Source organism: Chitinophaga solisilvae, from assembly GCF_009928525.1.
In the GTDB taxonomy this organism is placed as follows: Bacteria; Bacteroidota; Bacteroidia; order Chitinophagales; family Chitinophagaceae; genus Chitinophaga; species Chitinophaga solisilvae.
In genome coordinates this window covers 14794-39891 of the sequence record NZ_JAABOK010000009.1, presented here as the reverse complement: position 1 = coordinate 39891, position 25098 = coordinate 14794, and the positions used below count along the sequence as shown (strand labels likewise).

Genomic DNA, 25098 nt, shown 5'->3' with positions numbered 1-25098 from the left:
CAAACATCTCCTTTAATCTTCGGTTTAATCTTCGCTTCTACATTCGTAATTCGCAATTCGTAATTCGTAATTATTTCCAGTTGATTGTAATCTTCTCTCCATCCTCCGAGTTTGTTCCGATCTGAATAATAAACTCACCGGGTTCCCAGATGTATTTAAGGTCGGAGTTGAAGAATTTCAGTTGTTCCGGTGAAATGCGGAAGGAGATTTCCTTGCTTTCGCCGGGTTGTAGTTTTATTTTCTGAAATCCTTTCAGGTCTTTTACAGATCTGGTGACGGAAGCAACCGGGTCGGTGATGTAGAGCTGTACTACTTCTTCACCGGCGTAGCTGCCGGTATTGGTAAGGGTCACGGAAGCGGTGATGGTTTCATTGCCTGCAGGCTGTGCATTGCTCACCTTTATGTTGCTGTAGGAGAAGGTGGTGTAGCTCAGACCGAAGCCAAATGGAAACAGGGGTTCGTTGGGAACATCGAGGTAGTCTGATTTGAACTTCTGGAATGCTTTTCCTTCCAGCGGGCGGCCGGTATTTTTGTGGTTGTAGAATACGGGTATTTGTCCGACGTTGTGCGGGAAGCTCGCGGTGATTTTCCCGGATGGGTTGTAGTTGCCAAAGAGGGCGTCTGCGATGGCATTGCCTGCTTCTACGCCGGGAAACCATACGTCCAGCATAGCGTTAACGTGTTGCGCTTCCCAGCCCAATGTGAGCGGGCGGCCGTTCATGACTACGAGTACAACGGGTTTACCTGTTTTGACAAGTGCCTTGAGCAGTTGCTGCTGGCATTCAGGGATGCTGATGTCGCTGCGGCTGGCGCTTTCTCCGCTCATTTCGGAGGCTTCGCCGAGTACGGCTACTACTACATCCGCCTGGTTAGCGGCGTTGAGGGCTTCCTGCTGCATGGCTTCCGGTGTTTGTGCATCTATTTCCGCACGTGGCCCGAATACATTTACATTTTTGGCGAGGGCAGTATCGTTGGTGATGTTGGCGCCTTTGGCATAGATGATTTTTACATCGTTGCCGGCTACATTTTTAATACCATCCAGTATGGTAACCGCATCATTGAGATTCCCGGAAACGGCCCAGGTGCCGAGCATATTATTTTTGCTGTTGGCCAGCGGGCCTACCAGCGCAATGGTGCCGGATTTTTTCAGTGGTAATGTCTGCCGGTTATTTTTCAGCAATACAAAGGTTCTTGCGGCAATGTCGCGGGCGGCTGCTCTGGTGGCGGGTGTGAGGATGTCTCTTGCCGGCCGGGCTTCGTTGATAAAACGGTAGGGATCCTCAAAGAGTCCCAGTTTGTATTTGGTTTCCAGCACGCGGCGGCAGGCATCATTGATCTGCTGCAGGGTTACTTTTCCTTCCTGCAGTGATTTTTTGAGTGTGGTAAGAAAACCTTCGCCTACCATGTCCATATCCAGGCCGGCACGCAGTGCCTGGGCAGATACGGCCTGCAGATCTCCCAGACCATGTGCGCTCATTTCATTGACAGCGGTATAATCGCTGACAACGAGGCCCCGGAAGCCCCACTGTTTGCGCAGGAGGTCGGTGAGCAGCCATTTGTTGCCGGTGGCAGGAACAGCATCCACATCGTTGAAGGAAGTCATGATACTGCCTACGCCTGCGTCGATAGCGGCTTTATAGGGTGGGAGATAATATTCGTACATTTTAATGCGGCTCATGTCCACGGAGTTGTAGTCGCGGCCGCCTTCGGCAGCGCCGTACAGTGCAAAGTGTTTAACACAGGCCATGAGGGTGTTGCCCTTGCTGTAATCGCTGCCCTGGTAGCCTTTTACCATAGCACTGGCAATCCGGGAGCCGAGGTAGGGATCTTCCCCGGAGCCTTCTGCAATTCTTCCCCAGCGTGGATCGCGTGCGATGTCTACCATCGGGGAGTAGGCCCAGCAGATGCCGTCTGCAGTGGCTTCGGTGGCAGCGATACGTGCACTGTTTTCTATCAGCGCCATATCCCAGGAAGCGGATAGGCCCAGCGGTATAGGGAATACTGTCCTGTAGCCATGAATAACATCGAGGCCAAAAATCAGCGGGATATGGAGACGGGTATTTTTAACCGCGATATCCTGAATTTTGCGGAGCCTTTCCGGACCGGTGACGCCGAAAAGTCCGCCTACGTTTCCTTTACGAATTTTTTCATCGACATCCTGACTTACTACAGCGCCGGTTACTGTGCCGCCGCCGGGTACTACCAGGTTGAGCTGGCCGATTTTTTCTTCCAGCGTCATTCTGCTCATAAGTCCGCCTACAAAGGATTTCATCTTCATGTCCTGTTGTGCCTGCGTTTTTATGGAAGCTATTATCAATACCGAAAAAAATAGTTTTTTCATCTGTCTGATTTATATCTTTTCTTTAGCTGACGAAGATAAATATTCTGCTCATCTGCTACCGGATTTCTTTCCCTATCTTTGATTATTGCAAATGAGAAAATGTATGGAACCTATCTCACTCGAAGGGTTTTATCAGGAAACAGCCTCCTTGATTCCGGAAGGTATAAACAAGGAGATCGGGCACTTCAATGTTTTCAGGATAGATGATCTGTTCCCCGCCAACAAGCCGCGTGTGCCCATGTCCTACAACCGGCGGGCCTATTATAAGATCAGCCTGATAAGCGGCCGTAACAAGGCGGAGTATGCAGATAAGGTGATAGATATTGAGAAGAATGCGCTGCTGTTTGCCACGCCGAAGATTCCTTACCACTGGTTGCCGGAAGACGATCATCAGTCCGGCTACTTCTGTATTTTCACAGCCGATTTCCTGGTGCAGCAGAAGAGCGGCGTTATACTGGACGACCTGCCTATTTTCCAGCCCCGTGGCTATCCGGTGTTTCAGCTCACCGATGAGGAAGCGGAAGATATCCTGTTCATCTTCCGGAAAATGTATAAGGAGCTTTCTTCTGATTATGCCTATAAATATGACCTGCTCCGCAACTATGTGATGGAGGTAATACATTACGGGCAGAAGCTGCAGCCCGCTACGGCATTATATCCTACACATACTGCTGCGGCACGTATATCATCGCTGTTCATAGAGCTGCTGGAAAGGCAGTTTCCGGTAGAATCCCCGCAGCAGCGGCTGTTGCTGCGTACGGCAAAAGATTATGCCGACCGGCTGGCAGTGCATGTGAATCACCTGAACAGGGTGCTGAAGGAGAACACCGGCAAAACCACTACAGACCTGATCAGCGGCCGTATCCTGCAGGAGGCGAAGGTACTGCTGAAGCAGACCGACTGGAACATCTCTGAAATAGCCTATAGTCTTGGTTTTGAAGAGGTAGCACACTTTTCTAACTTCTTCCGTAAACAAACTACTTTGTCTCCCGTGGCCTTCCGTTCCTGAGATGTTTGAATTTTGCAAACATCGGATTGATGTGCGCAACGGCCTGCTCCATATCCCGTTTTACCTTTGTGATATCAGTTGGAATGATGGCATCATCATCCTGTAACATCAAAAAAAGGAAAAAATGACAACAGGTAAAATCGCACTGGTTACTGGTGGTAGCCGCGGACTCGGAAAAAATATGGCGCTTAGCCTTGCTGCAAAAGGTATAGATGTAGTCATTACCTATAACAGCAGAAAAGAAGATGCAGATGCCGTAGTAGCAGCTATTGAGCAGTCAGGCCGCAAAGCTGCCGCCCTGCAGCTGAATACCGGCGACATAAAAACGTTTGACGCTTTCTTTCAGCAACTGGGACAACTGCTGACTTCACATTTTAAGGCAGATCATTTTGATTTCCTGGTGAATAATGCCGGCGTAGGTGTGCACGCACCATTTGCTTCCACAACGGAAGATGATTTCGATATGCTGGTGAACATACATCTGAAAGGAGTATTCTTCCTGACACAGAAGGCTTTACCCTGGCTGAACAACGGTGGCCGTATCGTAAATCTTTCTACCGGTCTGGCACGTTTTGCATTGCCCGGCTACAGCGCCTATGCAGCCATGAAAGGCGGTGTGGAAGTATTGTCCCGGTACATGGCCAAAGAACTCGGCGAACGCGGTATAGCCGTTAACGTAGTGGCTCCCGGCGCCATCGCTACCGATTTCGGCGGCGGCCTCGTCAGAGATAACGAGCACGTCAACCAGCTCATTGCATCCACTATTTCACTGGGCCGTGTCGGCCTTCCCGATGATATCGGCGGCGTAGTAGCCTTTCTCTGTACCGAAGATGCCCGCTGGATCAATGCGCAACGCATCGAAGTTTCCGGCGGACAAAACCTGTAATTATTTTTTTATTTGATTATTTGAGATTTGGCTATTTAAAATGCAGCGGAGATTTTGGCGATGATGATATATGCTGAAATCTCCGCTGCATTTTAAATAACCAAATCTCAAATAATCAAATAAAAAAATAAAAATGCAACTTGGTTTCATAATTCGGAACTTCCCTTATATTTGCTTTTATGAAGCAACCCGGACATAATGTGTGGCCTCGGCTGTGTGCGTTCTTTTTACTGGCTGTACTGGTATTTATACAGGCTGTAAAAACGACGCACCGGCATGACTATGCAGGGAAGGAAGGGATGCGTATTTTTCAGCAGCATAATCCTTCGGGATGTACGATATCTGTTGCTGCACATTATTGCGCCATCTGTGATTATCAGCTGGCGAAAGAGGTGTGGCAGCCATCTGTGAAACCCTCCTTGTTATTACAACCCTCCTGGATGGTGGCATATGCGTCCCTGCATATTACTCCGCCACAGGCAATCATTCTCCACTGCGCCAACAAGGGCCCTCCTGTTGTATAGCCCACCTTTTATTGCATCTGTTTTTTATCAGTGAATCCTTTAAGGAAAAGCTATGCTACAAGCTATTGCGCTGACCCGTCAGTTCGGGCAGCATAAAGCGCTGTGCGCGCTGGATCTGCATGTTGGTCCGGGTGAAATTTTCTGTTTGCTGGGACCAAACGGCGCAGGGAAAACCACGACTATCAACTGCTTTCTCGGATTTGTGCAGCCAGACAGCGGGCAGGCGCTCGTTAACGGTATTAATGTGCAGCAGCACCGGGAGCAGGCCAGGAAGCATATCGCCTATATCCCTGAAACGGTGATGCTGTATCCCTATCTCAGCGGACTGGAAAACCTGGTCTTCTTTCATGCGCTCACCGGTATGCATCATAGCCGGCAGGAGCTGCTGGAATACCTGCTGCGTGCCGGCTTACAGGAAGATGCCGTGCATCGCCGTGTAGGTGGATATTCCAAAGGTATGCGGCAGAAAGTAGGTATTGCCATTGCCACGGCAAAGCAGGCGGCTGTATTGCTGCTGGATGAACCTACGTCCGGACTGGACCCGGCAGCGAGCAATGAATTTTCCGTATTGCTGCAACGCTTCAGTAATGAAGGCCGTGCGGTGCTTATGGCAACACATGATCTGTACCGTGCGCGGGAAGTGGCTTCCCGCATCGGCATCATGAAGCATGGCCGGCTGCTCACCGTGATGGATGCTGCAGATGTAGATCACTATGCCCTGGAAAGTATTTATATGGAACATATGACCGCCGCCCGATAACTTATGTATAAAATTATTGTCGCCAAAGACTGGCAGACCATGTGCCGTAACCGCACCTGGCTGGCAGGATGCCTGTTGCTGCTGCTGATGTGTGGTATCGCTTTCACCGGCACACTGCAGCAGGATGCACAGTTGCAGACGCAGCGTCTTGCAGCAGATTCCCTGTTCCGCGCACAATGGGACCAGCTCCGTGCCGGTAATCCGCATGATGCGGCGCACTTCGGTACCTGGCTGTACAAGCCGCTGTCGGTGCTGAGCAGCTTTGATAATGGTATCCATCACGTTAGCGGCTATACGATGCGTGTAGAGGCGCATGTACAGCATATGCCGGCAGCAGCCCCGGTGCAGCCGGCCGACAACTATCTGCGCTTCGGCGCATTTACACCGGCAGCAGTATTACAGCTGTTCTTCCCGCTGGTCATCATCTTCTGCTGTTACCAGTTATATGTGCAGGAAAGAGAAGCAGGTACACTGAAGCTGCTGCTGATACAGGGTGGCGCACGAGGCGTACTGGTAAGGGCAAAGGCCGGATTGGCCCTGTTACTCTCTAACGGATTGCTGCTGGCATGTCTGCTCTTGCTGTTGCCTGCTTTATTTTTCTGGCGCGGCGGTATAACGTCTGCTATCTCCGTGCAGGCGCTGCTGCTCACGATAGCTTATATGCTCTATGCCTCTGTCATTGCGCTGCTATGCATGGCGGCATCTGTATTGCTGAAGCGCAGCAACCAGGCGTTACTGCTCCTGCTCGCGGGATGGTTGTTCGCCGTGGTGATATTGCCCAGGATGACTGCGGCAGCAGGAGATATGCTGTATCCTTTGCCGGCGCAGTCGGTTGTACAGGAAAATATTTCCCGTGCGGAGAAGTCAGGCATCCACGGCGACGAGCCGCGGGTGCAACGGCAGCAGCAGCTGGAAGCACGCTGGCTGAAACAATACCAGGTGAAAACCACGGCCGAACTGCCTGTTAACTTCGATGCCATCCTGATGCAGGCAGCAGAGGACTATATGCAACGCATATACGAAGATCAGACGAGGCATATAGACAGTATCATCCGTTTACAGCATAGCATTACGGCCTACGCCGTACTGCTGGACCCTTACCTGGCTATCAGGGAGCTGTCTATGGCCTTATGCGGGGCTGACTATATGCATCATGCGCATTTTTTTGCCGCTGCCCGCCGCTACAGGAATGATTTCATCGCGGCCCTGAATCATGAAATGGCTTATGGTGGCAGCAAAACGGGCGACTACTCCTGGAAGGCAGATGCCACATTTTTTAAACAGATGCCGGTATTCAGGTACACGCCTCCCGGCACCGGGGAGATACTGCGGCAGCAGTATCTGGCAGGCATCTCCCTGCTGATATGGGTAACAGCAGGTTTGCTCTTGCTGGGAAAGTTATCCCGGCAGGAATCAGCAGGATAATTCATCAATAAAGTGCAGTCATACACGATGAGATACAGTATACAGATAATTGCTTCAGAACTACGCGCCCTGTTCCGCACGGCAGTATTGCCGGTGCTGACAGCCGTTTGCCTGGCTGCCGGCAGCTGTGCGCTGTTTTATGGGCATCATGTAACTCAGCAGCGTGTAGCCGGTATAGATAGTATGCAGCGCCAGTATACCGAAAGGTATACCGCCATGTATACTTCCTTACGGGCGGATACAGCTACGGAGCAAGGTAAACAGAACTATCAGGCTGCCATTGAGCCGGCTGTAGTTGAATACAGGCTGTACAACAACGCGGTACAGCTGCCGGGCGCTATGTCGGTGCTGGCAATAGGTATGAGCGATGTGGCGCGCCATTATTACCCGGTGAAGATCAATGCCGGTTATACGCCCGCAGAAGAGAAGCTGAGTAATCCGCAGCAACTGATGACCGGTAATTTTGACCTGGCTTTTGTCTGCATCTACCTGCTGCCGCTGATGCTCATTGCGCTCACCTATAACCTGTTTTCTCAGGAGCAGGAACAGGGAACCCTGAAACTGCTGATTATTCAACAGGGTAGTTTCAGAAGAATATTGCTCATGCGCCTGTGTATCCGATGGGTATTGCTGCTGCTGCTGGTAACATTTTTAATCCTGGCGGGGATTATTTTTCTGCCGGCCGGTATCCCGGTGAATGCAGGTGAAGTGTGGGCGTGGATAGCGGTAACGGCCGCCTATACGCTGTTCTGGGCAGGCGTCTGCTGGGTGGTGACCACCTGGGGAAAATCATCGGGCGTGAACCTCATTGCACTCCTCAGCTGCTGGTTGCTGCTGCTGGTCGTTATGCCGGCTGTCATTCACTTCAGGATCAGCGATACGGGTGTTACCGATGATACTGCTACCAATGCCTCGCGGCAGCGGGATATTGCCTGGGATACCTGGGAGCTGCCGCAGCGGCAGCTGCTGGACAGTTTCTATCAGGTATATCCGCAGTACCGCAATCACCTGGCCTATGATACAAGCGAAGGAAGCATGCGCCGTTCCATGGCCTATTATCAGCTGGCAGAACAACGGATGGACCGCATCCTGGCCCCGCAGCAGCAACGCCGGCAGCAACAGCTGGCAGGAGTAACTGCGGCCTATGCATGGAGCCCTGCCGTATATGCGCAGGCGTTATACAGCCGTATTGCGCATACAGACATTACTGACGATTACTATTTCCGGCAGCAGGTAACCGCTTTCCGGGAACAATGGAAGCATTATTTCTACGGATTTTATTTTAACAACCGGCAGTTTACCGCTGCAGCATATGCCACCATTCCGAAATATCAGCCAGCTGGCGACCCTGATGCCGGAAGGATGATCGGAAAAGGCATTTTATACCTGACAGCCGCAGGAATCGTCCTGCTCGCAGCCGGCTGTGTGATAGCCGGCCGGCGTAATATCCAACTATAACCTATAAACGTAATGACTATATGAAAAAAGAAGTACGCTTCCTGTTACTGTTCCTGATAATGGCGTCGTCCGTCTGTGCGCAGCAGCAGCCAGACAGTATCCGCAGGATGCGGCTGCGCGAGGTAGAGGTGCAGGAAAAAAAGAAGCGCCTGCGCGCAGATAGTATTCCGGCTGGTCTGCGCCTGGAAGGCAGCCTTATAGAAACACCGCAGAATATCGTCAGCGTGAGCAGCGCGCTGGTAGCTGAACAGGGAGGACTGGTGATGAAAGACATTGTCAGAAATGCAAGCGGCGTACACATGGGCTACAACACGAATTTATTCGACGGATCTGCCACCATTTTTATCCGTGGCTTTCCTGCGCCCACCTATGTGAACGGTTTACTGCAACGGACCACCATTGACGATGCTGCTATTATTGAGCAGGTGGAATTTATCAAAGGCCCGGCAGGTTTTCTTGCGTCTGCCGGCGAGCCGGGAGGAACAGTGAACATTACCACCAAAGTGCCGCTGCAGCGCCGTGTGCGGAGTGTGGAGATAGCCGGCGGCAGTTTCGGTATGTGGCGGGCTTCCGTTGACCTGGGAAGCATGATAAAGACGAAGGGTTTCTCCTGGAGAATGAATGCTGCCTATCAGCAGGAACGTTCCTTCCTGGACTTTCTTCAAACAAAAAAATATGTGCTGGCGCCTGTGGTACAGTATAATTTTTCGCCGCGTACCTCCGTGCTGCTGGAATATAACCTGCTGCGTGCTTCGTCGGCCGGCGGCAGCGGCCTGAACAAGGTAGGTACGGACGAAGAAATCAGGCATGCGCGTATAGCAGATAATTTTGCCGGAGATCCGGGATTGCCCGGCTCCTACGGCGAAACGCAGTCTGTCCGCTTTTTGTTTAACCATGCGTTAAGCAAAAGCTGGAAGCTGGTAGCACAGGGGCGTTATACCTCCACGCCAGCCGAAACATGGTATCTGTTTTCAGCGAATCAGTCGCCGGTGAACTTTATCAATGATACCACCCGCAGACTCCCGGTGCGGAATCATTCTACCGGGCAGGTAGTGGCATCGCAACTGTATGTCAAAGGTGTTTTCAATACGGGAACGGCTATACGTCATTACCTGATGACCGGTGTTGATTTTAACTATGCCAGGGATGTGTACAATTACACCACCGGGCAGTACAGTTTTTATTTTGACAGAAGGCAGCCGGTGTATGGATTGCATACGGATAGTGTGCGTATGCTGAAAGCTGCTGCCGATCAGGTGGATGAGAACAACTGGGCATCCGCCTATGCCTATGATATGATTCACGTCGGGGAAGCATGGCGTATTAATATCGGAGGCAGGTACACCCGGAATACAAGACCGGGAAAAGAGTTGCAGCAGGCGTTTTCGCCCAGGCTGGGTATTACCTGGCTGCTGCGGAGCAATCTTTCTGTGTATGCATTGTACGACCAGTCGTTTATACCGCAGACAGGATCCGACTTCGATAAGAACCTGTTCAAACCCTTGCTGGGAAATGATTTTGAGCTGGGTGTGAAAGGCGATTGGTTCAATAAACGGTTAAGTACTACTGTTACCGGTTACCGGATTATCAAGAATAATATGCTGGTAGCTGATCCGGAGCATCGCCGCTTCCGCAAACAGATCGGGCAGGTAAAGAGTACCGGTGTGGAAGTGGATGTCATGGGGCAGATAACCGACCGTTTCACGGTTTCTGCCAATTATTCCTATACGGACGCAGTTATCAGTAAGGATACCAAACCAGCTAATGTAGGTACGGCGTTGCCGTTCATGCCGCAGCAGAATATCAATACATGGTTGCAGTACAGTATTCCTGTCAGCACCGCCCGGTTGCGGCTGAGCCTGGGACAGCGTACTGCTATCCGGCCCGGCACCTATACGCCTGATTTGTACCTGCCTGATTATACGCTCTTTGATGCAGGCGCATCATGGGATGCAGGTAAATGGTATGTGCGGATTGTAGCGGAGAATATTACGAACAGACGTTATTTCTCCAGCGGAGATATACTGATCGGATCTGTTTATCCTGATGTGAAAACAACTTATTACATCGATGGAACACCCATTAATTTCAAGGCTTTCGCAGGAATCAGGTGGTGAAAAAAAACTGAAAAAAAGTGCTTTTAATTTTTGCAACAATGTTTCATTTTTATATCTTTATATGGATTGCAATCCGGGGAATGCCGAAACCCTCATAATAGTAGGCATCTAATCAATTAAATACTATTTTATGAAAGAAAACAATGTAAGCAACTTAAAACTGAGCCTGGAAGATCTGAAAATTGAAAGCTTTGTAACCAGCATTGACAGCGAAATGAGCATGCGTCTGGCAGGTGGCCTGGCTGCCCAGGCACACCCTACGCACACAGAGCGTACAGATGATGAAGGACATTTCTGTACAACACAGATTTGCTAATCCCGGATTGACGCAAATCCAGATTGCAGAGAAGATAAAGCGGGCCGCAAGGCCCGCTTTTATTTTTTTATTTTTTTATTTGAGATTTGTGGTATGCATGATATTCCTTTTGCCGGAGAAAAGAATAGTAATAATAATCCGTGCAGGTAAAATCTCAAATAACCAAATAACCAAATAAAAAAATAAAAAATGTTATTTTGGGGGTATGAAACAGGAGGCGTTAAAGAAGGATATTTTATCGGTGCTGGAAGGGGATAATGCTGAGGATGACCGGTGGTTGAGATTTTCCCGGAAGATAGATGAGGGCATTGGTGCGGGGTGGGGAAGAAGGGAAGTGTTTGCGGTGCTCCGGGATATCTTTGAGCATCATGCTGCGGGTCTGAGTGAACAGGTGCAGGAAGAGCTGAAGGAGTTTGAAAATACCATCACCGGATTCTGTGATCCGGTGGATATATACCGGTTCCCCGGCGATCCGCAGGAAGTAGAGGCATTATCTGCCAAGGTGCGCAGTAACAACTGGCGTTAACTCATGCAGGGGTAATGAAGCCGCATTGCAGCAGCTCGTTTACCTGTGCGGTAATGATGTTGTATGCCACCGCATCGGGTGTACCCGGTGGCTGTGTCTGCATGAGCTGTTCCTGTAGCTGTATCATACTCATGGGAGTAGCCAGCCATTCCAGTATCACAGCAGTCAGTTTACCCGCAGAAGTACTATTGATGCCCGTATCATGACTGTACCAGATTACCTGACCACATACTTTCACATGCCGGCTGATTACCAATAGCCGGTGTTCCGTTACTTGTTGTATGAGCTGTTGTTGTAAGCGCCGGCATTCGCGGTGTTGCAGCCATCCTTTGTGCTGCAGCCAGAGATCCGTTGCGGTGTCTTCATTAAGAAACAGGGAGCGCGCATCCGGGTGCCGGATAATTTGTTCCCGTAGCAAAATCCGTAATCCCGGTATATCCCGGGCCTGTAGTAAGATGCCGGCAATGGTTTCATCCTGCGTCAATGTCTGCCAGGTGCGGGGATAATATCTGCTGAATAATTTTTCCTTTATTTCATTTAACGTATATGCGTTTACGTTAATTTCAGTGTTTTCGGTATTGATAGCAGGGTGCAGGATGGAATCCGGGCCGGGCGCATGTATGGTGCTCAGCAGGAAATAGCCTGCGCCAGCCAGTCCGGAAAGGAGTCCGGGATCTTCCGGATCTGTTATGAGGTGGCTGTTATAGGTGTGATGTTTTTCGGAATAATCAATGGCTGCAATTGCTATACGTTGTGCTGCAGCCGTAAGGTATGGTTGTTTCAATATACGGGCGGCCTCCACCAGGAAAGCGGCTATGCCGCCATAGCCGCTGCAGAGCGTATAGTCGCCGCGGTTATCTGCTGCTGCATCTGCCAGGCAGCGGCGGAGTGCCTGTTGAATATCTGCCATGTAGGCCGGGTGGTGCGTATGTTCCCAGATATGCAGCCGCGCGATGCCGATGCCGGCGGCGCCGTGCGCCCAGGTATTAAGATGGCTCATGCCGGCCAGGAAAGGCGTCAGCTCCCACTTCAATATAGCCGCTCCCTGGGTATCTGCCAGCTGTTGCATTCTTTTAACGCCTGTACGTAAATCCATCCAGTTGTTGCGGGCGGGGTCCGCGTAAGTATTTTCATAGGCAAGCGCCTGTTCTGCCAGGTATAGTAATCCATCGCTATGCAGGCAGCGCGCAGCCTGCAGCAGGGCAAAGGCAATGCCGGAGCCGCCGTGAGAAAATCCCGTCAGGCTGTCGTATGCCTGTTTTACCGGGTCCCACTTCAGACCGGCGGGCGCTATACGGGCATGACTCAGCAGCTGGTCAATAAGCTGCCGCATTATCTCCAGGTAGCAGGGATGCTGCGTATAGGCGTAGAGATGTGTGAACAGCAGCAGGTTGCCGGCATCACCGCTGAGCAGGTCATCTTTTTTTACTTCCTGCAGAATACCTTGCTGATAGCTGTACGTTAGCAGCAGCGCCTGTTCCAGGTAATCGCTGTTGCCGGTATAGCGGTGCATCCGGATGCACAGCAGTAATATACCGGTGGCGCCGGTATAGAAAGGATAGAAGGCCGGCTGCCGGATTTCCGGATGTTGCAGCAGCCGGGCGGTTCCCCGTATACATACGCGCAGATATGCGGCCTCGCCGGTATAATCATACAGGGATAGAAAGAAGAAGAGTATGCCGGTAGTGCCGTTAAAAAGGTCCGTGCTTTCTCCCGGCGCGCCGCCCTGTATATGCGGAGGAGTGATCCAGTAAATACCGTGTTCATCCTCCTGTGCTGCCTGCAGCAGCCGCGCGGCGGTACTCATAACGGCATCGTTTATACGTTGATGGTCAGCGGTCATACTCATACAGGTGGGAAATACATTTCAGGGTAAGAAAAACGCACCAGGATTCTTCTGCATTGGAGATGCCCAGTCTGTTGTGTGACATATGCATCATGCTGCAGAAGGCTTCTTCCAGTTGCCCGGCAGCTAATCCGGCGTGATAATACCGTTGCAGCAGGCGGCTGTTACGGTAGGTAAAGGATTGCAGCGCCGGCGGTGCCTTTCCCTGCTTCAGTTGCTGCCAGAGCGTTTCGCTGGCAGGAAGTAGGGAAGGTGCGTATTGCCGGTACATATTTTCCATATGCGTATTTATCAGGGCTGCCTGCTCAGGAGTGTTCATGGAACCTGCTAATGATGGCGACCAGGCCTGGATGAAACGGGTACATATGCGCTGAATATCTGCCAGGGTGGTCTGCATGGCCATGAAAAAGCAAAGGTGCAGTTGAATACCGTATGTCAGGGATGCTGCTGCAGCTCCGTTCTGCAGCTGTTCCATCACCAGCCGGGAAGACAGGTAAAACTGTTCTTCGGCCAGCGGGATCGTGTGCTGGTTGCCGTAGCGTGCTGTCTCCTGTTGGTAGTGCATAAAAGCCAGCGTATCATGGAGGGGCATTTCGCCTCCGCTGACCGGCACTGAGGGATATTCGCTGAAATAGTTTCCGGCAGCTTCTTTTAGCATATGCCGCACCGTTTCTGTGTGCGATGTGTTGACGTGTAGCCGTAACCGTATATGGGGGCCTCCTTCGCCATAGCGTATAAAGAAGAAAGGACTTACAGGATGCAGACAGGCGGCTACCGTGGCGGTGAAAGGAGCGGCCAGCAGATTTATCAGCCGGTCCAGCGGGCCGCGGGAGTAAATATGCGCGGAGAGCCAGGCCGTTCCCGTATTGGGCAAGGCAGAGCGGTTGGCTGCAGACCAGCTGTTGGATGGATGCTTCATGTTCCGTAATTATACCAGTGCAATAATTGTTCTGTTACCGGCTCCTGCTGCAGGTCACTGGTATGCGGCAGCATCTCTTCCAGGTATATCTGTGTACCGGCGCGGGCCAGTAGTTTTTTAAGTAAACCCATCAGCAAAGGTTGCCCGAAATGCAGGTACTGCGGCTTGTAATCATCCCGCTGCAGTGCAGAAGGAGAGTCCTTATCCGCTTTGCTGTAGCGGGAGCGGAGGAACAGGAATACCTGCTCCGGAATGCCTTGCTGTTCCCGCCATTGCTGTACACGCAGGAACCAGGCGGCCTCCGTTTCTGCTGTCTGCTGCTGCGGTATGTCAGCCGTTTGTACGAGCCAGCCCATTCTGCGCAGTACCACCTTGCTTTCAAAAGTGATGCGCGGACGGATATGCCCTTGCTCCGGAAAAGCGGTTGCATGGGCATCATCTGTCAGCCGGAAGAATTTTTTAAGCGGCAGATAAGGCTCCGGGTTAAAATGTGCCAGCAGCTGATAAAAATTGGAGCGCAGATAAAAGGATTCCAGGCAGAGATCATAGGCGAAGATGCGGCGTTGATCCGGCGCATGCTGCAGCCAGAGCTGCTGCGAGGCTTCGTCATATCTGACCAGTACATCCTGCAGCCGGGCACGCTGTTCCGCCGGATAGTTGTTGTATCCGCCGGGAACAGCTATTTCAAAAGGCAGCAACGGCAGGTGTATATTGGCATTGAAACTGGAACCATCGCTCAGCTCCATCAGCATATGATCGGGGTATAGGGCCTGGTTCCAGTCACAAAACTGCGCTGCCAGCGAAGGATCGAACAGATCCAGGAAGCGGCCGGCTACTTTTCCCATGCCGGGCAGCAGGTTGTTTACCACACCTGTCAGGCCTGCGGGGCCCCGGTAAAACTGCACGAACGCCGCTCCTGCATGGCGCCTGTCCGGCAGTGCTACTTCACGGGCGCTGATTTCAGCATGGAACGCATTGCTGAAATGTGTATCCAGTAAGGATTCCAGACGTTGCTTTGTTGCTTCGGAGACTGGGAGCAGGGACCTGTCTCCCTGCTGCGTTTTTCTTACTTTTTTTTCTTCCAGATAATACTGATGATAGAAGGTGGTTACAGCAATCTGTTCATCCGGTTCATAATGTTTCAGAAAGAAATCGCGCATGCTGGTTCGTTCTTCCTGCAGGTCATCCAGCGGGGTAAGCGACTGGAAGAGCTTTTCCAGGGTTGCCGTGAAAGCGTGGATGTCTGCCGCCGGGAGATGACCGATGCCGGTGGCAGCAGCATCTTCATAAAAAATACCGGCAGGAGAAAAATTTCTGCGGGCAAACATGTCGGTAACAAAAGCGCCGGACTCCCTGATTTTAGCAGCAGCACTTTCCGGTGCGGCAAGGGCGGCCGCCAGTTCAGGTACGGCATAGAGGGTTTCCAGTGACTGATTAATCAGTGTGGCAGCGTCCTGCAGCAACCGGTACCTGTCTGCCGGTGATGCATATACGTAATCCCGGCGCGAAGTGAATAATTGCTGTAATAACTCATGAACGGGCAACAGGGCGGTATGCACTGCCAGGTTATCCCGGCAGAACTGCAGCAGCTGTTCTTCCCATTGCGGGTGAACGGCAGAGCAGCCGGTAACTGCTTCCAGCAGGCCGCTGCTCACCAGTTTCAGGAGGTATGCCTTTACAGTATCCCTGTCTGTATCCGCTAGTTTAGCATGTAATGCATCTGTTACCGTCTGCAGACTTACCCTTTCCCTGCTGTTCGTGATAAATGCGTACAGCCATTGCATAATGCCGCTATCGGGCATGCGCTGGAAAGATTCTATATTAAAGCAGTTGACCAGGAACAGCAGCTGTCCGTTTTCCCTGGCGATGGAGCTGTTCAGCCGGAGGTACAGGGCTTCATTCAGTAACGGATGCTGTAGCATCAGCGATTGCAGGGTAGTAAACAGGGTGTTGTTGAGCCGGATGCTGCTGTGGCTCATGGCAGGCGGTGCGGTAGTTGCCGCTTCTGCTGTAACGGCGGTAAGCCCCGTATAGGTAAAGGTGCTGAAGGGAGAGGTTTTAAATGCCATGCGTGTGATATAACGCAGGAGGCTATACTCTATTTTCAGTTCCTTATGCCTGAAAGCAGCGGGATGTGCAGTGGTATAGGCGGGCAGCTGTTCGTACAGTACGGGGCTGGATAACAGCAGGCCGTTCAGCAGTAGTGGATTGCGGGTCCATTGCTGCAGCTGCTGCCGGTATTGCTGCAGGCGGCGGTCGTAGTATGCCTGCCAGGAGGCAGGCAGTGACTGGCGGCGTAGCAGCAGCCGTAGCTGGCTTTCCAGCTGTACTTGCAAAGCTGCCGGTAATCCGGGTGGAAGCTGTGCCGGTAGCTTATCCTGCTGCAGTTCCCTTTTAAGTTTTATCAGTTGTTTCCGGAGGCTATCGTCTTCCTGTTCCCGGATGAGGTGAAACAGGCCTTCACAGAGCGCTTCGCGGCCGGCGATCACCAGTTCGCCGGTGCGCTGCTGCAGCCACAGCTGCCGGCGAATGCCGGGTAGTGTCAGCGGGCGGAAGTCCCGGTGATGAATAGTACTATAACGGGTAAGCGTATACGGAAAAATGTTTACTGGCATGGTGATGGGTTTACAAAGTGATTACTTCCCCAGTTCAAGCTGGTTTTTTATCAGCTGGTAATAGGCGCCGTTACTGGCTGCAAGTGCCGCATGGGTACCGCGTTCCACAATCTGGCCCTTGTCCATGACTACGATCTGATCGGCGTGTTTAACAGTGCTGAGACGATGGGCTACTACCACCACCGTTTTTCCGGGGAAGAACTGGTGAAGGTTCCCGATGATGGCGCGTTCGTTATGCGCATCGAGTGAATTGGTGGCTTCATCCAGGAAGATGAAGGACGGGTTACGGTAGATCAGCCGCGCTATCAGCAGCCGCTGGGTCTGGCCTTCGCTCAGGCCGTATCCGTCTTTCCCCACCATGGTTTCGTATCCGAAAGGCATGCTGCTGAAGAAGTCGTGGATACAGGCCATTTCAGCTGCGCGGAACATCCTGGATTCATCCCTGATCTGTGCGCCGGCATAGATGTTATTGGCGATAGTATCCATAAAGATGTACCCATCCTGCATAACTACGCCGCAATGTCTGCGCCACTCTCTGGCAGGCAGGCTTTGCAGCGGTACTGTGCCTACCAGGATCTGACCGGATACCGGTGCATAACAGCGGAGCAGCAGTTTGAGCAGGGTCGTTTTTCCGCTGCCGCTCATACCGACAATAGCGGTCACTTTACCGGCAGGTATCACCAGGCTGACATGTTGCAGCACCATAGGAGAATGTTTATGTCCGTACTGGAAGCAGAGGTTGCGCAGCCGTATATCCTTTTCCGTTATATCCGGGAAGGGTGCTGCCTGCGGCGGATCTTCATCAGGTTCTTGCTGTACTTCCTCCATCCGTTGCAGACTGAAGCGGGTATTCTGTGAAACACGGATGAACTCTGCCAGTTGCAGTACCGGCGCGTTGAGCTGCCCGCAGATAAAGGTAATGGCGAGCATGGCGCCCAGCGTAATCTGGCCTTCTATTACCAGCATAGCGGCCACGCCGGTGATGAGTATATTTTTGATTTCGTTGATGAATGCGCCGGTGCCCTGCATGAACTGGTCCATGCGCAGGCTGTCCAGCTTCAGCGCCAGCGATTTATCCTGCAGGGCTTCCCACTGTGTGCTTTTGAGATGTTCGCTGCCGGTGAGTTTTATTTCCTGCATGGCGGAGAATATTTCGAGGAGTATGTGCTGGTTGGCAGACAGTATCCTGAATTTCTTCTGATCGAGGATGCGGCGTTTTTCCTGGAAGGAGTTGGCCCATAGTACGCTGACCGCCGCACTTGTAAGGAACAGCAGGAAAATCCATGTATTGTACCATAGCAGCGCGCCGCCAAGTACTGCAATGGTGATGACAGACAGCATGAAATTTACGAGGGAGGATGTCAGGAAGTCTTCTACCCGCTGGTTGTCTGTTACCCGTTGCATATTATCGCCCGCGTGGCGATTGTCAAAGAAAGCGAGCGGCAGGCGCATCAGCTTTTCCAGGTAGGCTTTCAGCAATTGTATGCTGATGAGAGCGCCGGCTTTGTAAAGCACGCGTGCGCGGATGAAGTCCATCAGGGTGCGGCCGGTAAACAGCAGCAGCAGCCCTGTGCAGATGAGGAGCAGCAGCGGCAGGTTCTTGCCGGTGATAGCCGTATCCACAATACGTTGCGTGAGCAGCGGTGTCAGCAGGGAGCACGCGCTGGCGAGCAGGAGGGTGCCGGCCACAGCGGGCAGGCGGCGGGTATGGGGACGAAGCCAGGGCAACAATGACCAGAGGCGGACATCTTTATCCGGTACGGCTTCCCCTTCATTGAAGCGCCCGGTTTTTTCCAGCAGCAATGCCCTGCCGGTACGGCTGCCCGGCTCCTGTTCCCATGCCGCGAGGAAATCGGCCAGCGGATAGCTGACAGGCTTTCCCAATGCGGGGTCTGCGATGAATGCGTGCGTTTTTGTTATATCGTACAACACCACAAAGTGCTGTTTCTCCCAATGTAAAATACAGGGCAGCGGTGCTTTATCCGTCAATACCTGTATATGCAGCGAGGCGGGCAGCGTATTAAATCCCAGCTGTTCCGCCGTTGCCTCCAGATCCGCCATGGTAACCCCTTGCCGCGTCAGCTTGCTGATGTTGCGCAGGTACTGCAGCGGAAACTTCCGGCCGTAATGTTCCGCAATCATTTTCAGACAGGTTGGTCCGCAGTCCATACCATCTGACTGTTTATAGAAGGGGAACTTTTTCCGTGTGAATAATTTTTGAAACATTGTTGCAATTTTAAAACAATAATTTCAAACCACCAATATTTGGTTATTTGATTATTTGAGATTTGATTATTTGAAATGCAGCGAAGATTACCAGGACGATTTCAGTATTCTTTTCCTGGTAATCTTCGCTGCATTTCAAATAATCAAATCTCAAATAGCCAAATAATCAAATCTTAAATAATTCACCCTGTTATTTATCCGTTTCAGCTCCTGTTATTTCCGTTTCGTAGGGAATTGTGCCATACCTCTTTTTAATGGAAGCGATATTTGCTTCTCATAGGTTAAAAATTTCTCATCGTAATGAAACAGTTATTACATACAGGAGGACGCAGGGGAACCATTTGCGGATTAGCGCTGCTGGGCATGCTGGCAGCTGGTATTACCGGTTGTGGCGGTAATGCCGGAGCTGCTGCGGGCGCAGAAGCCATGCCTCCCCAGGAGTTGCCCGTTGCGACCCTGGATACTACTACCGCTATGACTACCAAAGCCTATGCTGCCCAGCTGGAAGGAAAGGTAAATGTGGACGTGCGTCCGCAGGTAGATGGCTATCTCGATAAAATTTATGTGGAAGAAGGCAGTTACGTAAAGGCAGGTCAGCCGTTGTTTGGTATTAACGACCAGCCTTACCGGGAGCAGCTTAACAAGGACATCGCCAGCCTGCATGCGATGGAGTCCGCACTGGCCGCTGCCGAACTGGAAGCCGAAAAAATCCGGCCGCTGGTAGAAAACAAGGTGGTTGCAGGTATACAACTGAAAACAGCGCAGGCTACCGTACAGACGGCGAAAGCCAATGTGGAACAGGCCAAAGCGGCTGTTGCAGCCTCCCGGATCAATATGGGCTTCACCGTTGTAAAAGCGCCGGTGAGCGGCTATATAGGCCGTATTCCCAAAAGAATAGGTAACCTGGTAGGAAAAACAGACGCTTCGCCGCTGACGACCCTTTCCGATATCAGCGAGGTATATGCCTACTTCTCCATGAGTGAAAATGATTTCATGGATTTCAGCCATGGCGGCGCCGCAGGTAATTTATCCCAGCAGATAAAACAGCTGCGCCCCGTAACGCTGGTGCTGTCTAACGGTACCGACTATACGCATACCGGCCGCATTGAAATGGTAGACGGGCAGTTCAACAAAGCCACAGCAGCTATCAGTCTGCGGGCCACTTTCCCGAACCCCTCCTCCGTACTGCGTTCCGGTAATACCGGCAAGGTAAAGATAGAGACGCTGAATTCCGGCGTACTGCTGGTACCGCAGGCCGCTACCCTGGAGATGCAGAACAAGGTGTTTGTGTATCAGCTGGGTGACAGCAATAAAGTAAAACGCCAGATCATAGATATCGCCGGCAGCAGCGACAATAACTTCCTGGTAAAGGGAGGATTGAAACGCGGAGACAAGATTGTGACAGCAGGGATTGAAACACTGATGGAAGGCGCCGTAGTAACGCCGGCTGCAGCCCCTAAAGATTCCGCTGCCGCAAAAGCAAAATAAGCGCTTAAACGAATTCTGACTATGTTAAAGAAAATTATACAAAGACCTGTACTGGCAACGGTAATATCCGTCATCCTGGTGATACTGGGGGTGGTAGGACTTACCCGGCTGCCGGTGACACAGTTCCCCGATATTGCTCCTCCCAGTGTTATGGTGAGCGCCAGCTTCCCGGGTGGTAACGCCGCAACGGTATTACGTTCGGTAGTTACGCCGCTGGAAGAGGCCATCAACGGGGTGGAGAACATGACCTACGTACAATCCACTGCCAGCAACGACGGCAGTGCCTCTATCTCCGTGTTTTTTAAACTGGGTACAGACCCTGACCAGGCGGCGGTGAACGTACAGAACCGCGTGGCCCAGGTAACCAGTACCCTGCCGCCGGAAGTAGTACAGGCAGGTATTACTACCACCAAGCAGCAGAATGGTATGATTATGATCCTCGACATTGTGAGCGGGGACCAGAAAAAATATGACGAAGCCTTCCTGCAGAACTTTGCCAAGATCAACGTGATCCCTGAGCTGAAACGTATCTCCGGAGTAGGGCAGGTGCAGGTGTTCGGCGGTAAGGACTACTCCATGCGCGTATGGCTGAAACCTGCTGCACTGGCAGCGTATAAGGTAACGCCTGCAGAGGTGATGAACGCCATCCGTGACCAGAGCCTGGAAGCTGCTCCCGGTAAATTCGGAGAGGGCACGGATGCTGCCTTGTCCTATGTTATCAATTACAGCGGTAAGTTCAATACACCGGAGCAGTTTGAAAATATTGTAGTACGCGTAGCCCCGGATGGCTCTGTATTATTCCTGAAGGACCTGGCCCGCATAGAACTGGGAAGCGCCACCTATGCAACGGATAACCGCGTAAACGGTCAGGATGCCGTAACCATGGCCGTTTTCCAGACCAATGGCTCCAACGCCAATGCGATACAGACCACTGTAAAGGAGGTGATGGAAAATGCCCAGAAGACATTCCCCAAAGGTATCCGTTACCAGATAACGATGAGTACCAAAGAACAGCTGGATACCTCCATTGCGCAGGTGAAATCCACGCTGATAGAGGCATTCATCCTTGTATTTGTGATCGTATTCCTGTTCCTGCAGGATTTCCGGTCAACCCTGATCCCCGCGATAGCCGTACCGGTATCGCTGATAGGAACTTTCTTTTTCCTGCAGCTGATGGGCTTTTCGGTGAATATGCTGACGCTGTTTGCCCTGGTACTGGCCATTGGTATTGTGGTGGACGACGCTATTGTGGTGGTGGAGGCAGTGCACAGTAAGATGGAACGCTCGCATCTGCCTGCCAAAGCCGCCACTTTATCTGCTATGAGCGAAATTACCGGCGCCATTATCTCCATTACCCTGGTGATGGCGGCAGTATTCCTCCCGGTAGGTTTCATGGAAGGCCCTACCGGCGTATTCTACCGGCAGTTTGCCTTTACGCTGGCTATCGCCATCCTGATTTCAGCGCTGAACGCGCTGACCCTGAGCCCGGCCTTATGTGCATTGTTTCTGAAGAACCCCCACACCGCTGAAGGTGATAATGAAAACAGTAACGGTCATACGAAGAAAGGTTTTGGCCGCCGCTTTTTCACCGCTTTCAACACCGGTTTCCAGGCGATGACCTACCGCTATACGCGCATCATCAAATGGCTGATCAGCTACAAATGGGTCAGTCTGGGTTCCCTCGCGGTGATCATCGCAGCAGTGGTATACCTGATGCGGGTAACACCGAAAGGGTTTATCCCCAATGAAGACGGCAACTTCGTGGCATGGTCCCTGTCTCTCCCTCCGGGAGCAGGCCTGGAACGTACCACCAAAGCCCTGGAGAAAGCAGACAGCGTATTGAAAACCATGCCCATGGTAGTTTCCGGCACCAGCATCTCCGGTTATAACATCCTGAGTAATGCCGCCAGCCCTGCCTATGCGATGGGTTTCGTGAAACTGAAAGATATTAAGGACAGAGGAGAAGTACAGCAGATTGATCACGTAGTGGCGGTGATGACAGAAAGGCTGAGCACCATTAAGGAAGGTACTTTCAGCGTATTCACTTTCCCTACCGTGCCGGGATTTGGTTCCTTCAACGGGCTGGAGCTGATGTTGCAGGACCGCACCGGCGGCTCTGTGCAGAACTTCAGCGAAACGGCCAATAACTTCATCGGGGAACTGATGCAGTGCCCTGAAATAGGGGTGGCGTTCACCATGTTCAAGGCGGACTTCCCGCAGTTTGAAGTACAGGTGGATGCGGTAAAAGCCAAACAATTAGGCGTGAGTGTGAGTGACCTGATGATGACGCTGCAGACCTATTACGGCAGTAACCAGGCATCGGACTTTAACCGTTTCGGTAAATATTACCGTGTGATGGTGCAGGCTGCGCCGGAAGACCGCAGCGATGCCGCCAGCATGGAAGGGGTATTTGTAAAGAATGAACAGGGAGAAATGGTGCCTGTCAACAGCATCGTTACCCTGAAAAAAGTATATGGTCCGGAGATGATGAACCGCTATAATCTGTTCAACGCCATTGCGGTGAACGCGATGCCTAAACCGGGATACAGTACCGGTCAGGCTATGCAGGCGGTAGAGCGGGTGGCAGCTACAAAATTGCCGGCTGGCTTCAGTTTCGAATGGACCGGTTTAAGTAAGGAAGAGAAAAATTCCGGCAATCAGATGGTACTCATCTTCGCGCTGGCGATTGTATTCGTATACTTCCTGCTGGCAGCGCAGTATGAGAGCTATATTCTTCCGCTGGCAGTATTGCTGTCCATCCCGACGGGGTTGATAGGCGTATTCCTCGCCATCAACATGGTGGGTATAGACAATAATATTTACGTGCAGGTGGGGCTGGTAATGCTGATTGGTTTGCTGGCCAAGAACGCGATCCTGATTGTGGAATTTGCCGTACAGCGCCGCAGGGCAGGCAGAACGTTGTTGTCTGCCGCACTGGAGGCAGCCCGGCTAAGGCTCCGTCCTATCATCATGACATCGCTGGCCTTCGTGGTGGGGCTGATCCCGCTGATGTCCGTAAAAGGTCCGTCAGCCATGGGGAACGTTTCCATCAGTATAGGCACCGCCGGCGGTATGCTCACAGGTGTTATACTGGGGGTATTTATCATACCGGTGCTGTTTATTGTTTTCCAGTTCCTGCAGGAAAAAGTAACCGGTAAAAAGCCGGCAGAACATGCAGTAGCAGAAGAAGTACATGCTTAATCATCTTCTTAAATCAGTATTTTTTATGAAAGAAAAAATATCACTCATCCTGGTAATGGCCGTCATCTGTGTGACGACGGCCTGCCGGGTGGGTAAAGACTTCACCAGGCCGGCAGTAGCATTACCGGATAAGTACCGCGGCGCCGGTGCGGCCACGGATACCACCAGTATTGCCGGCATCCCCTGGAAATCATTCTTTACAGATCCGGTGCTGCAAACGCTGATAGACAGCGCCATTGCGAAAAACTTCGATATGCTGACAGCCCTGAAAAATGTGGAAGCGGCAGAAAGAAGCGTACGTGCGTCCAGGTTAGGTAACCTGCCGGATATCAACCTGACAGTACAGGGTAACCGTAACTGGCCGTCTAAAAACAGTCTGAACGGCTCCTTGTCGCAGGAATTTATCGGCACCAGGTTCATGGATGACTATAACGCCAACGTAGGATTGTCCTGGGAAGTGATTGCCTGGGGTAAGATCAGCAGGCTGAAAGAAGCCGCGCTGGCGGATTACCTGCGTAGTGCCGAAGCCTCCAAAGCGGTGCAGACAAAACTGGTAAGCGATGTGGCGCAGGGGTATTATAACCTGCTCATGCTGGACAACCAGCTGGAGATAACGAAGAAGAACCTGGCGCTGAACGACAGTACACTGCGTATCATGCGCCTGCAGTATGAATCCGGACAAACAAACACATTAGCAATAGAACAGACGGAAGCCCAGCGCGACGCCGCTGCTGCGTTGCTGCCCAAGATTGAACAGCAGATCAGTCAGCAGGAAAATGCCCTGCGACTGCTCACCGGCGATCTTCCCGGCAGCATCGCGCGGCAGGCAAACCTGCAATCCGTGCGTTTCGACGGACAGTTATCCGCCGGTGTACCGGCCGCCCTGCTTAGTGCGCGCCCGGACGTACATGCCGCTGAGATGTCTGTTATGGCCGCCAACGCCCGTACCGGCGTAGCGCGCGCAAATATGTACCCTGCGCTGAACATCACAGCCAGCGCAGGTTTGAATGCTTTTAAGGCAAGCAGCTGGTTTAGTATTCCTGGTAGCCTGTTTGAAACGGTGGGTGGAAGTATCACGCAGCCTGTATTTCAGCGGAGGAAGCTCAAAACAGAATGGGAAACAGCAAAGATCGAATGGGAAAAGTCAGTCATCAGCTTCAGACAATCAGTACTCACAGCCGTAGGAGAAGTGTCTGATGCGCTGGTGAAAATCGACAAGCTGAAAGCACAGTACAGCATCACGCAACAGCGGGTACAGAAGCTGGAAAGTGCTACCAGGAATGCCAGCATGCTTTATCAGAACGGAATGGCCAATTATCTGGAAGTGATTACCGCACAGGGCAACGTACTGCAGAGCGAACTGGATCTCGCTGCCATACAGCGGGAACAGCTGGGCGCCGTCACGGAATTATACCGTGCTCTCGGCGGCGGTTGGAAATAG

At 51.9% G+C, this 25098-nt stretch carries 17 protein-coding genes; 12 read left to right on the top strand and 5 right to left on the bottom strand.

The window, feature by feature from the left end:
• Nucleotides 1-70: 70 nt before the first annotated feature.
• The gene (bglX, locus tag GWG06_RS19200; RefSeq protein WP_160715239.1) at nucleotides 71-2341 is read right to left on the bottom strand and encodes a beta-glucosidase BglX; all 2271 of its coding nucleotides are present in this window, start codon (nucleotides 2339-2341) and stop codon (nucleotides 71-73) included.
• A gap of 103 nt (nucleotides 2342-2444) precedes the next feature.
• Between bglX and GWG06_RS19195 the strand changes: the two genes are divergently transcribed.
• From GWG06_RS19195 to GWG06_RS19155, 9 genes are all read left to right on the top strand, one after another.
• Nucleotides 2445-3350, top strand: a complete 906-nt coding sequence (locus GWG06_RS19195) for a helix-turn-helix domain-containing protein (RefSeq protein ID WP_127036690.1) — start codon at nucleotides 2445-2447, stop codon at nucleotides 3348-3350.
• 124 nt (nucleotides 3351-3474) lie between these two features.
• Nucleotides 3475-4236 carry an SDR family NAD(P)-dependent oxidoreductase gene (locus GWG06_RS19190; RefSeq protein ID WP_127036688.1) on the top strand — a complete coding sequence of 254 codons (762 nt, stop codon included), beginning with the start codon at nucleotides 3475-3477 and terminating at the stop codon, nucleotides 4234-4236.
• Between the two features lie 179 nt (nucleotides 4237-4415).
• Nucleotides 4416-4760, top strand: coding sequence for a hypothetical protein (locus tag GWG06_RS19185; RefSeq protein WP_160715237.1), 345 nt, complete (start codon nucleotides 4416-4418; stop codon nucleotides 4758-4760).
• 52 nt (nucleotides 4761-4812) lie between these two features.
• Nucleotides 4813-5520, top strand: coding sequence for an ABC transporter ATP-binding protein (locus GWG06_RS19180; protein ID WP_127044324.1), 708 nt, complete (start codon nucleotides 4813-4815; stop codon nucleotides 5518-5520).
• Between the two features lie 3 nt (nucleotides 5521-5523).
• Complete coding sequence (locus tag GWG06_RS19175; RefSeq protein ID WP_160715235.1) at nucleotides 5524-6945, top strand: DUF3526 domain-containing protein; 1422 nt, start codon at nucleotides 5524-5526, stop codon at nucleotides 6943-6945.
• 27 nt (nucleotides 6946-6972) lie between these two features.
• The gene (locus tag GWG06_RS19170) at nucleotides 6973-8403 is read left to right on the top strand and encodes a DUF3526 domain-containing protein (RefSeq protein WP_160715233.1); all 1431 of its coding nucleotides are present in this window, start codon (nucleotides 6973-6975) and stop codon (nucleotides 8401-8403) included.
• A gap of 20 nt (nucleotides 8404-8423) precedes the next feature.
• On the top strand, nucleotides 8424-10520 hold the full coding sequence (locus GWG06_RS19165) for a TonB-dependent siderophore receptor (RefSeq protein ID WP_160715231.1): 2097 nt from the start codon (nucleotides 8424-8426) through the stop codon (nucleotides 10518-10520).
• A gap of 130 nt (nucleotides 10521-10650) precedes the next feature.
• Entirely contained in the window at nucleotides 10651-10836 is a 186-nt protein-coding gene (locus GWG06_RS19160; RefSeq protein ID WP_160715229.1) for a pinensin family lanthipeptide, read from the top strand.
• A 205-nt stretch (nucleotides 10837-11041) separates the two neighbouring features.
• A complete protein-coding gene (locus GWG06_RS19155; protein WP_160715227.1) occupies nucleotides 11042-11362 on the top strand; it encodes a hypothetical protein in 321 nt (106 codons plus the stop codon).
• A gap of 1 nt (nucleotide 11363) precedes the next feature.
• On the opposite strand, the gene GWG06_RS19150 is transcribed toward GWG06_RS19155, so the two are convergent.
• The 4 genes from GWG06_RS19150 to GWG06_RS19135 are packed head-to-tail and all read right to left on the bottom strand — an operon-like array spanning nucleotide 11364 to nucleotide 18968.
• Nucleotides 11364-13211 carry a lanthionine synthetase LanC family protein gene (locus GWG06_RS19150; protein ID WP_160715225.1) on the bottom strand — a complete coding sequence of 616 codons (1848 nt, stop codon included), beginning with the start codon at nucleotides 13209-13211 and terminating at the stop codon, nucleotides 11364-11366.
• Nucleotides 13195-14127: a thiopeptide-type bacteriocin biosynthesis protein gene (locus GWG06_RS19145; RefSeq protein WP_160715223.1), complete on the bottom strand. Its 933-nt coding sequence runs from the start codon at nucleotides 14125-14127 to the stop codon at nucleotides 13195-13197. Before GWG06_RS19145 ends, GWG06_RS19150 begins: the two co-directional genes overlap by 17 nt.
• Nucleotides 14124-16742 carry a lantibiotic dehydratase gene (locus GWG06_RS19140; RefSeq protein WP_160715221.1) on the bottom strand — a complete coding sequence of 873 codons (2619 nt, stop codon included), beginning with the start codon at nucleotides 16740-16742 and terminating at the stop codon, nucleotides 14124-14126. The genes GWG06_RS19145 and GWG06_RS19140 overlap by 4 nt, the downstream gene beginning before the upstream one ends.
• Nucleotides 16743-16763: 21 nt before the next feature.
• A complete protein-coding gene (locus GWG06_RS19135; protein ID WP_160715219.1) occupies nucleotides 16764-18968 on the bottom strand; it encodes a peptidase domain-containing ABC transporter in 2205 nt (734 codons plus the stop codon).
• Nucleotides 18969-19268: 300 nt separating this feature from the next.
• Between GWG06_RS19135 and GWG06_RS19130 the strand changes: the two genes are divergently transcribed.
• Genes GWG06_RS19130 through GWG06_RS19120 form a run of 3 tightly spaced genes read left to right on the top strand, consistent with a single transcriptional unit; the run spans nucleotide 19269 to nucleotide 25098 of the window.
• A complete protein-coding gene (locus tag GWG06_RS19130) occupies nucleotides 19269-20456 on the top strand; it encodes an efflux RND transporter periplasmic adaptor subunit (RefSeq protein WP_235938425.1) in 1188 nt (395 codons plus the stop codon).
• Nucleotides 20457-20477: 21 nt separating this feature from the next.
• Nucleotides 20478-23657: an efflux RND transporter permease subunit gene (locus GWG06_RS19125; RefSeq protein WP_160715217.1), complete on the top strand. Its 3180-nt coding sequence runs from the start codon at nucleotides 20478-20480 to the stop codon at nucleotides 23655-23657.
• Nucleotides 23658-23682: 25 nt separating this feature from the next.
• Nucleotides 23683-25098, top strand: a complete 1416-nt coding sequence (locus GWG06_RS19120; protein WP_160715215.1) for an efflux transporter outer membrane subunit — start codon at nucleotides 23683-23685, stop codon at nucleotides 25096-25098.

What these genes read in the sequence shown, in the direction of transcription:
- bglX (WP_160715239.1), bottom strand. Translation starts at nt 2,341, where the DNA reads ATGAAAAAACTATTTTTTTCGGTATTGATAATAGCTTCCATAAAAACG.
- GWG06_RS19195 (WP_127036690.1), top strand. Translation starts at nt 2,445, where the DNA reads ATGGAACCTATCTCACTCGAAGGGTTTTATCAGGAAACAGCCTCCTTG.
- GWG06_RS19190 (WP_127036688.1), top strand. Translation starts at nt 3,475, where the DNA reads ATGACAACAGGTAAAATCGCACTGGTTACTGGTGGTAGCCGCGGACTC.
- GWG06_RS19185 (WP_160715237.1), top strand. Translation starts at nt 4,416, where the DNA reads ATGAAGCAACCCGGACATAATGTGTGGCCTCGGCTGTGTGCGTTCTTT.
- GWG06_RS19180 (WP_127044324.1), top strand. Translation starts at nt 4,813, where the DNA reads ATGCTACAAGCTATTGCGCTGACCCGTCAGTTCGGGCAGCATAAAGCG.
- GWG06_RS19175 (WP_160715235.1), top strand. Translation starts at nt 5,524, where the DNA reads ATGTATAAAATTATTGTCGCCAAAGACTGGCAGACCATGTGCCGTAAC.
- GWG06_RS19170 (WP_160715233.1), top strand. Translation starts at nt 6,973, where the DNA reads ATGAGATACAGTATACAGATAATTGCTTCAGAACTACGCGCCCTGTTC.
- GWG06_RS19165 (WP_160715231.1), top strand. Translation starts at nt 8,424, where the DNA reads ATGAAAAAAGAAGTACGCTTCCTGTTACTGTTCCTGATAATGGCGTCG.
- GWG06_RS19160 (WP_160715229.1), top strand. Translation starts at nt 10,651, where the DNA reads ATGAAAGAAAACAATGTAAGCAACTTAAAACTGAGCCTGGAAGATCTG.
- GWG06_RS19155 (WP_160715227.1), top strand. Translation starts at nt 11,042, where the DNA reads ATGAAACAGGAGGCGTTAAAGAAGGATATTTTATCGGTGCTGGAAGGG.
- GWG06_RS19150 (WP_160715225.1), bottom strand. Translation starts at nt 13,211, where the DNA reads ATGAGTATGACCGCTGACCATCAACGTATAAACGATGCCGTTATGAGT.
- GWG06_RS19145 (WP_160715223.1), bottom strand. Translation starts at nt 14,127, where the DNA reads ATGAAGCATCCATCCAACAGCTGGTCTGCAGCCAACCGCTCTGCCTTG.
- GWG06_RS19140 (WP_160715221.1), bottom strand. Translation starts at nt 16,742, where the DNA reads ATGCCAGTAAACATTTTTCCGTATACGCTTACCCGTTATAGTACTATT.
- GWG06_RS19135 (WP_160715219.1), bottom strand. Translation starts at nt 18,968, where the DNA reads ATGTTTCAAAAATTATTCACACGGAAAAAGTTCCCCTTCTATAAACAG.
- GWG06_RS19130 (WP_235938425.1), top strand. Translation starts at nt 19,269, where the DNA reads ATGAAACAGTTATTACATACAGGAGGACGCAGGGGAACCATTTGCGGA.
- GWG06_RS19125 (WP_160715217.1), top strand. Translation starts at nt 20,478, where the DNA reads ATGTTAAAGAAAATTATACAAAGACCTGTACTGGCAACGGTAATATCC.
- GWG06_RS19120 (WP_160715215.1), top strand. Translation starts at nt 23,683, where the DNA reads ATGAAAGAAAAAATATCACTCATCCTGGTAATGGCCGTCATCTGTGTG.